The organism is Nostoc sp., from assembly GCF_036919815.1.
In the GTDB taxonomy this organism is placed as follows: domain Bacteria; phylum Cyanobacteriota; class Cyanobacteriia; order Cyanobacteriales; family Nostocaceae; genus Nostoc.
Window position 1 is genome coordinate 23,431 of sequence record NZ_JBALCE010000037.1, and the last position, 9,460, is coordinate 32,890.

Annotated in this window: 7 protein-coding genes; 1 reads left to right on the forward strand and 6 read right to left on the reverse strand. The window is 41.3% G+C overall.

Features of this window, described 5'->3' with window-relative positions:
• Positions 1–112: 112 nt before the first annotated feature.
• The 4 genes from V7K15_RS10500 to V7K15_RS10515 form a co-directional block, all read right to left on the reverse strand.
• Positions 113–892 (reverse strand): class II glutamine amidotransferase, encoded by a 780-nt coding sequence (locus tag V7K15_RS10500; protein WP_334905416.1) that lies wholly within the window; start codon positions 890–892, stop codon positions 113–115.
• 1,071 nt (positions 893–1,963) lie between these two features.
• Positions 1,964–3,691: an Rqc2 family fibronectin-binding protein gene (locus V7K15_RS10505; RefSeq protein ID WP_334905418.1), complete on the reverse strand. Its 1,728-nt coding sequence runs from the start codon at positions 3,689–3,691 to the stop codon at positions 1,964–1,966.
• A gap of 190 nt (positions 3,692–3,881) precedes the next feature.
• Positions 3,882–4,112, reverse strand: a complete 231-nt coding sequence (locus V7K15_RS10510) for a hypothetical protein (RefSeq protein WP_334905420.1) — start codon at positions 4,110–4,112, stop codon at positions 3,882–3,884.
• Between the two features lie 202 nt (positions 4,113–4,314).
• Entirely contained in the window at positions 4,315–5,586 is a 1,272-nt protein-coding gene (locus tag V7K15_RS10515; RefSeq protein ID WP_334905422.1) for a glycosyltransferase family 4 protein, read from the reverse strand.
• 766 nt (positions 5,587–6,352) lie between these two features.
• Here V7K15_RS10515 and psaK point away from each other — a divergent pair.
• A complete protein-coding gene (gene psaK / locus V7K15_RS10520) occupies positions 6,353–6,613 on the forward strand; it encodes a photosystem I reaction center subunit PsaK (RefSeq protein ID WP_334905424.1) in 261 nt (86 codons plus the stop codon).
• 1,047 nt (positions 6,614–7,660) lie between these two features.
• Here the strand turns inward: psaK and V7K15_RS10525 are convergent.
• Together V7K15_RS10525 and V7K15_RS10530 are read right to left on the reverse strand one after the other, a co-directional pair.
• Complete coding sequence (locus V7K15_RS10525) at positions 7,661–8,353, reverse strand: manganese catalase family protein (protein ID WP_334905426.1); 693 nt, start codon at positions 8,351–8,353, stop codon at positions 7,661–7,663.
• A 166-nt stretch (positions 8,354–8,519) separates the two neighbouring features.
• Positions 8,520–8,798 carry a GlsB/YeaQ/YmgE family stress response membrane protein gene (locus tag V7K15_RS10530; RefSeq protein WP_334905428.1) on the reverse strand — a complete coding sequence of 93 codons (279 nt, stop codon included), beginning with the start codon at positions 8,796–8,798 and terminating at the stop codon, positions 8,520–8,522.
• Positions 8,799–9,460 lie beyond the last annotated feature (662 nt).

Genomic DNA, 9,460 nt, shown 5'->3' on the forward strand with positions numbered 1-9,460 from the left:
TTTGCAAGGTGATAAGCGTTGCGCTTAAAATGCTAATAATATATGAAAAGCATGAAAAACAAAACCCATCTAGAAAGTATCTAAATGGGAAAAATCGAGGAACTAGTTATTCTTAACTGAATGCATATTTCAGAGGTAATCCGTCTTGAAAAACTAGTAATTCTCCCGGTTGGATTTGTGTCCAAAGTTCGTTGTCAGTCAGGGGTGTGGTAGCAATGACAGCGACGCGATCGCGTTCAGTAGTCACTTCCCGAAAATCTACAGTCATGTCTTGGTCAATTAAATGGGCAGCTGCAAAGGGCGCTTGACGAACAATGTAGCTGAGTTTAGTTGAGCAATAAGCAAATAAGTGTTCTCCATCTGATAATAAATAATTAAATATACCCAGTTCTGCAATTACATCAGTAATTTGTTGCACTACAGGGTACAGTTCTTTTATGTCAGGCTTACCTTCACGAAAATGCGATCGCAATGTTTCTAGGATCATACAGAATGCTTTTTCGCTATCAGTGTCACCTACGGCTTGATAAAAGCCCAAATTCTCCGGTTCAAAATTTGGCAAATTACCATTATGGGCAAACACCCAATACTGACCCCACAATTCTCTGCGGAAAGGATGGCAGTTGTGTAGGGCAACTTCACCCTGAGTGGCTTTGCGGATATGAGCTATAACATGGGTTGAGTGGATGGGATAACTCCGCACGAACTCTGCTATTGGAGAAGCAACAGAAGGTTGGGCATCTAAAAACATTCGACATCCCTTTCCTTCAAAGAAAGCAATGCCCCACCCGTCGCTATGATCATCCGTTTTTCCTCCGCGTGCAGAAAACCCTTCAAAAGAAAAGCAAATATCCGTTGGAACATTGCAGTTCATTCCGAGCAATTGGCACATAATAAAGTCATAGCAATAGTTTCAGCTATTAATAAAATTATAATTATTCATACCATTAGCGTGCTATTTTAGAGCTTTTTGTCAATTAAAAACGTATTTAACCTGACATTTTTCATTAGTTCAAAAATACTATTGATGTATCAAGGGCATACCATAACAATACGCTTGGGTTAAGGCTAGCACTCTTTGTCAAAGTCGTTTTTTTAACGTAGACGCGGAGCGGCTTGCCGCAGGCTACCACAGAGGGGCAGAGGACACAGAGAGAGAAGAGAGAGAAGAAAGAGAACGAAAAAATTGCTTAACTGAACTGTATTGCATACCATAAAGCGAGCGTGTCTTTAAACATGAGAGTGTCAATTTATAGGTCTCTTAAAGCCTTGAAGTTACTAACTATATATGCTCAAAAAATGCTGAAAGTGTTTGTAATGAGTTATCGGACAACCAATGTATAAGCACTTTAAAGACAAAAAGACCAGCATCCCACAGCTGGTCTATAAAATCTTTTTTTGCGTTGTCTTCTCAAGAGAGTTAAAACCCAATTGCGCGTTCCCAAAATGCAACAGGCAACTTTTCTTAACAATATTGTAACAGCCAACACAGATTTTTCCGGAATATTTATTAAAAAAAGATAGGAACAAAGCTTAAAAGCCTCTATCTATCAGGATAATTCAGCAGATCGCAGGGTATAGATGGGGGAGGTGAGGGAGCAGAGGGAGTGGGAGAAACCAATGACTAAGAAATAAAAATTAAATAAGATACAATTTATGTCCCTGGCTTACCTCACCCTCAATCCCTCTCCTTATAAAGGCTACAGTGTATACACAAGTCTGAAATAGCTGATTAACCAAGGTTTTACCCCACCCTAACCCTCCGCGATGGATTGGGGAGGGAACTAGATTTCCGGCTTCCCCCCTTTACAAGGGGGGATTGAGGGGGGTAATTTGACTTGTGTGTACACCGTAGCCTTATAAAGGAGAGGGAAGCTAGAGACAGGATGAAGTTTTGCATTTTATTTAATCCACGTTCCTAATGACTAATACTTCGGCTTCGCTCAGTACAAGTGACCAATGACTAATGACCAATGACTAATTGTGGTTTTCCCCAGAGGATGTTCTCCTGCTTGTAAATGGCAATTCCCGGTTTTGCTCCTTTGGGTTTGTAGACGTGTTTTGGCTGAGTGTAAACTACTGGCACTTGCTCACTCTGACGGGCGCGACTGTAGTATGCAGCAAGATTAGCTACAAATTGCAAATCAACTTCTTCTGCAACAGCACCCGGTTCTAGACGTAATAGCAGATGGCTCCCTGGAATTTCTTGAGCGTGGAACCATAGGTCATAATCCCCAGCTACACGAAAGGTCAATTGGTCATTTTGGCGATTATTGCGACCGATTAATACTTCAAAGCCGCCGGGGGTAAGGTAACGATGAAAGTTGGTGCTGGGGACCTCATTGGCGCTGCTCTTGCGGTATTCTGGATCTTCTAGATACTTTTGCCCAATCAATTCTTCGCGGATTTCTTCTAAAGCTCGCAAATCTTCTGCTGTTTGGTAGGTGTCTATCTGAGCGATCGCAGCTTCTACTTGTTCTAAATAGTCAATTTCTGTCTGCACTGACAAAAGTAGCGGTTCGACAGCAGCACGAGCGCGTTTGAGCTTTTGGTGCTGTTTGTAAAGACTTTGGGCATTTTGGACGGCATTTTTATCTGGTTGGAGAGCGATCGCTACTGGCAAATTTGTCTCAAAATCAGCAAGGATAATTTCTTTCATCCCTGGTTCCCAGTTTTGCAGGTGAGCCATTAATAAATCAGCTTTTTGGCGATACTCATCGGCTTGATCTGATTGCTGCAAGCGCGTCTTAAAGGTTTGAGCTTTATTGCCTAACTTCGCCAGAATATTATGCAATTTCTGACTCAACTGATGGCGCAATTGGGAAAATAACTGTTCGTTAATCTGGTTACTGTAGTAGCGGTTGAGCAACTCCTGGATATCTTTGACGTTTTCAACTGCACCCCAACCCATTACGGTGTAACCATCTTTTGTCCAAGCGGGTTTAAATTTACTGGAATCCAAGGCTTGCAACCATTCTTGCCAGCACTCAAATAGCCGTTGCCAATCGTTAGAGTTAAGACTATCGGTGGATGTTTCTGGTGTAATATTTGCTTCTAGTAGCATTAACTCCAGTAGGGCTGCACTCAAGCCACTATAACTTTTCAGCAATTGCCGCTTGATTACTCCTGGCACTAAACTTACCCGTTCTTGCCAACGTTCTTGGGATTCGCTCAAACTGGGGACAGGCCCAGTTAGTTTTGGTGGTGTTTCATAAGATTGTCCGGTTTGGATGGGACGGACACTAGATTGTTGCTGACTGACTTGATGGGCTGCGGTGATAATTATATTGCTGGCGTCGGTGAGAATGACGTTGCTATACTTGCCCATGATTTCTGCATAGACATGATATAGGGCGCTTTCTCCGGGACGACGGGCAAATTGCAAATCAATCACCCGCTCCCAAGGTGCGATCGCTTCAATTCCTACCAGTGCCAAACCACCCAATTGGTGTATCAGTTGTTGGCTAAAGGTAAAAGTATCTGGCGATCGCGGTGGTGGATCACCGATACAAATATGTGCAGCTTGGGGATGCCAAGAAATCTGTAGCCAATCCCGTTGTTTCAGGGTGCGTAATGCTATAGCAATAGTGTAGCGATCGCGCTGATAAACCTGTTCTGTCCGCGAGGGCAGCCAGTTAGTGCGGATTTCGCTACAAGTAGCTGTAAGGGTGGTGAAGTCAACTGGTTGCATAGCCATTCGCGTTCAAAGGTCGATGCTCAGTATACTTCTATCTATTGATATTAGCTCCGGTGTAGCCTGCCTTCTCTACCAGACGCACTGTTAGGTCGGCATCTAGTTATCAGTTGGAAAGGCTATTTCTGGTGTTGTCTGTGATGATTGCAGTTGCTTTATTAATTCGGATGAATTTTTGGGTATTTCCCTATTCAAGTTGTTGCCTAAGCGATGGTGTTAGAATCATTAGTCCTCTAACAACTTCTTCAGGAGTAGCCGTACCATTGATTATCTTTGGTGCGATAGTCATCACTTCCAAAGCTAAGTTTGTTGGAATTCCCCTTGCTTCTAACCGCTTCAATTCCAAAACGTCAATACCTGCTGTTAATCCATCTAAATACTCTTCTACAGTCACTCCCAAATCTTCAATTTCCAACATGAGTATAATTTCCTATTTTTTTGTTTGACGTTTCAGGCGATATCTTTAGTTGACTCAAAGCGATCGCTATTTCTCCCATGATTTCCGATAGCTGAAACGCTTATTATAAAGAGGTATGTGTAGAGACGCAAATTTTACGTCTCTACAGAAGTTATCGGTATGTAGACAATCTTATCCAAACAGTATTGGGTTAGTTTGAAGGTTATTTAGTGACCAATACCGATTCTTTGACTGGTTGTTCCAGTTGGGTATAAAGTTCAATCAACTGAGTTGCTACGCCATGCCAACTAAACTTGCTTTCGACGCGCTTTCTGCCGGCTTTACCCAATTCGTCTCGCCACTCTGGATTTAAGAGAATTCGGTCTATGGCAGAGGCAAAGGCATCTACATCTTGTGGTGGTGCCAATAAACCAGTTTCTTCATCAACCACAGTAAACTGAAGTCCGCCGACATCACTAACTACAACTGGTGTACCGCTTGCCATCGCTTCGATCGCTACGAGTCCAAAGGGTTCGTAGTGACTCGGAACAACGCAAACATCGGCAGCTGCGTAATAAGTTGGCAAAATATCTTGACTGAGACGACCAGCAAAGATGGTAAAGTCGCTCATCCCCAATTCATTGACGATTTGCTCAATGCGATCGCGTTCTATGCCGTCGCAATTACCTGGAGTACTACCACCACCAATAATTAGCTGGAGATTGTTGGAGTGACGTAGCCCAGACTCGTTTACTGCACGCACTAAGGTTTCTATACCTTTGCGTGGATCAAAACGCCCGACATATAATACAACTTTCGCTTCTTTGTCAATAGCTAATTCATGTCTGGCTGCTTCTCGTGCAATCGAACCAAAGCGTTGAATATCAGTACCGCAAGGAATGATATCGATATTGCCTTTAGTGGAAACTAGCGATCGCATATGTTCCTTTTCTTGCGGACTTGTCGCTACAATTCGCTCTGCTATTTCCAACACCTCTTTTTCCACTGCTAATCGCACACTAGCAATCAGGGGAATATTTTCTTTTTCTATAGTGTTGTACTTGACTGCTCCTAATGAGTGGTATGTGTGAACCTGTTTACTCTCTTGGATTTTTTTTAACTCCATCCCCACCCAACTAGAGAGCCAGTAGTTAGTGTGAACTAACTGATATTTAATGTCATTTTCTACTTGAAATGTGAGCAAATTATCCACAAATTCTGGCAGATATTCAAAAATATCATCTCGCGGCACAAACTCAAGTGGGCCAGCTTTTAAACGAATAGTTCGACAATTGTCACTGTGTTGAACAATCAAGTCTTGCTCCAGACTCACCTTGCGGGTAAACATATCAACTTGCCAACCCAGCCGCGCTAGTGCTTCACCCACGTAGCGCACATAAACATTTTGTCCCCCAGCTTCTTCTTTCCCTATTTCAACCGCCGGGTCCCCGTGGACGGAAATCAAGGCGATACGTTTTTCGGTAGTAGAGTTCATAGTTTGTGTGTTGCTGATTTTAACAAAGTTTTAGGCTGTTCCAAGTTCGTGTCTAGCACACTTATCGGAATTCTTTAAGAACTTTGATTAATATTTATTTTAATTTAATATGTCTAATATTTTTTATATCTTCTGCCAGAAGTATGCTTTAAAATTAAGTGTTTTTATTTAATTTCTTTAAATATAGGAATTTCCTCTATTTATCATATCTCATACTTTTGATAGATGAAAATTGGATTTTAATCTTTATTTTGTGCAGATATAATTCCCTATATATAGCAATTCTATTTGATTTGCTCTCCACCAAGAGGCTCATATCACTGACTTGTTGAAGAAGTCGGGGATCTTTTTGTCTTTTTGTTCGTAACTCCTATACGGATTGCTGTAGATAGATTGACGTGATACCAATTCTATGTAAGGCTGCGCTTTATTCACGTAGGGGCAATTCATGTAGCTTTAGCTTCCCGCAGGGTATTGCCCCTACAGCGCAGTTTTGGGTAAGTCCCATAGGTGCATCTTCAAAAAGAAATGGTATGAGTTCGACGAAGTTAAAGTTAAGGTATAATTTAAAACTAAAAAACCGCTTGGTTCGGAGATTGAAGTTCAAACCAGTTACTACAGTCAACTCACGGCGTTGAATTAATATTGTATTAAGTAGTAAGAATAACTGTTAAATATTGATGCAAAATTAGGTACTTTCTGGAATTTGCTTCCGAAAGTTTCAGATTATATTTTCAATCATTAATAAATTTCAGGAGCTAATCAGGTGTTTACTTCAACCTTACTCGCTGCTGCAACCACACCCCTAGAATGGAGTCCGACAGTTGGGGTGATTATAATTCTGGCTAATATCCTAGCCATTGCCATTGGCAAATCTACCATCAAGTATCCCAACGCAGAACCAAGACTACCCTTAGTCAGTTTCTTAGGTAATTTTGGTTTACCAGCCTTTTTAGCAAGTGCCGCCTTTGGTCATATCTTAGGAGTCGGTGCTGTCTTAGGGCTGCATAACCTGGGAAGAATTTAGGTTTTTACCCAAGTTAGCTTTTATTTGATGATTATTTTGTTTCCAGCTTTGAGCCAGATAGTTAGTTCTCTGGCTCTTTTTTGTCATAAATTAAGGGGTTTAAGCCCCCAACTCCTGGAGACGCACTCGCGTTCGTCTACAGTAGCTTCAGTTTCAGTCGGGGTTTAAATAAGAGTCTGAAACTCTCTTCATCTTTTACTGGACTAACTCCCTAGAGAATCAAAATAACTTAAAGCTTCCCTACATAACTTAGAGCTTCCCTACTAGAGGAGAAATGTCGAGTTATAGAGTATGATGGGGCACTTTCTGGACTTCCTTGATCATTTGGCCAAATTTTCAAGTAGTAATCCTTGTTATCATTGCTAGACCATAATTCATAATGGTATTTACCTTTTATCCCGTTGTTTGTTAAGTAGTCAGCTAGTGCTGTATTTGATGTAGACAGAAAGCTAAATACAGTCAAAACAGGAATTACAGCTACTTTTAGGATCTGAATTAATTTCATAAATGCACACAAAACTTATTTTTAAGATTTTGTTAAACATCTTATTCATAGCAATAATACTTATATAAGCCATCTGGAATTATACCTGAATAGGATACGTATTTGGCAGTTAGGAGAGGGCAACTAGGGCGTGTTTTGAAACTCGTTATGGGACTGACAAATAAAAAAACATCCCAAATTGTCTTGTGGGATGGGTGTCCGCACTACGTGCCGCTACGCGAACACCCGTCCAGGACTATCACAAAAAAAATCTCCTGATTTTGAGTTGAATTAATTGCTGAATTCCAAAAAGTTGGGATAGATATTGAAGGGCGATCGCTCTTAATTCTTCAGTATAGCTATAGCTATTTTCAATTGAGTCTAATACCCAAATACTTAGCTAAAATTCCCGACTTATTAAAAAAGTCGGGAATGTTTTTGTTCACCAGATGTAGCTTAACAGGCCAACAATTGCTAAATAAGGTGGGCTATTTGCCCACCGGATAATTGGGAGTTTTCAAGAATCTGCCAAAAATCTCTTTGCTTCAAATCAACCTATGAAATTAGGAGTGACTTTGTAGCGGATTAGCAATATATTTGAAGCTTGGCTCAGAATTCCAAGGGCCACGCTCATCTTTACCATCATCGCTTGTAGATAAGTTGTAGTAGAGAGCAACAGTTTCATCTGGCTTAATATTACCAAAGAATGGATCTGTCAACTTACCTAGTGAATCTAGAGCTTTCATAAACATCTGCGTATGAGAAATTTCTCGTGTTAACAGATGCACTAAAGTCTCTTGGGTTCCTTTGTCAGTTGCCAACTTAATCAATGCTTCGTAAGTCTGACGAGCGCCAGCTTCTGCTGCAACGTTAGCTCTTAAATCACGCACTACATCTCCACCCTCATTCAAGTAAGTTGCAGTCCAAGCACTACCTTGGCTATCTAGAAAATGAGGACCAGCCCCTCGAACTGCAAACAGGGTACTCTTATAAGCCTCTGTTTGATCCACATTTTTGGTATGAGCTTCGATGAGTTTACCAACCATTTCTAAATGGCCGAATTCCTCGATCGCAATGTCTTGCAGCATATCTTTAATTCCAGCATTTTCGACATGGAATGATTGAACCCAATATTGAAGTGCTGCACTAAGTTCGCCAGTAGCTCCGCCAAACTGCTCTAAAAGTAACTGAGCAAAACGAGGGTTTGCTTCAGTCACGTTAACTGCATGAATAGGCTCTTTTTTGTGAAAAAACATAGATTTACACTTCCAAAAATTATGATGTCACACAAAGGATCGGCTTGTCTTTTAGGATTTTCCAGAGATAGAGCTAATTTGATGTTTGATAGCTTCTCAAACTGGTGAACTAGAAGACTGAGAAAATACAGTAGTCATGTCAGTGTTAATAACTGCCATTCAGCCATTAGGCATTGCTGCTTCTTCTGATTAATCCCCCTAGATAAATAGCAACAATTGCACCAAGCACAGCCACTAAAATACCAGCAAGAGTTAAACCAGCGCTAGCCGCAGTAATTTGCAGAGTTCCTGTTCCTACTAAGGTAAACAGATTTCCACCGACGAAAGCACCAATGATACCTAAAATCATTGTGGAGAGAATTCCGCCGCCTTGATAGTCAGGATAAATAGCTTTAGCGAATGCAGCTGCCAAAAGTCCTAAAACTACCCAAGCAATAATACTCATAACTGCCTCAACAATCTCACTTGTATATAAGTTATCAACTCTGATTCAAAATTCTTTCTACCAGATGGGATAAATGCTAAATCCAAAAGTTAGACAAAAAAGTTTACATCAAGATTTGGATGAAAATTGGCATTTCTAGCATAAATATGTTAAACAAAAGTTTTGCCAGATAAATCAGGAATTATTAAATACATAAGTCTGGATATTCTTTGCTATAGAAGTAGAGACTAATAAATTAATCAATCTATGTTTTTTTATATCTATCTTAAGATGGAAAAATATTATCTAACTTTTTGGAGATGCTGCGCGTAGCTTGCTTGAACGCAGGAGTACGCGCAATACGATTTGGTTAAGGTGCATAGGCACTTATTGATCCCCCTTAGTCCACGCCAGGTCTTTCTCCCTTCTCTACGAGACGCTCCGCGAAGGCGCTAGCCTCTCCCTTTGGGAGAAGGGGAGACGCTGCGCGAACAAGTCGGGAAACCCGCCCAACGGACTGCCTCCCCTTAAAAAGGGGGAAATAGAGCCGAGCCGTTCTGAGCCTCCCTTTTTAAGGGGAGCCAGCGTGGTCTTCTCCCAACGCCAAGGAGCGTCTCCAAGAGTTGGGGAGACGCTAAAAGCGATAGCGTTCGCGCAGCGTCTCGTAGAGAAGCGGTAGCGAG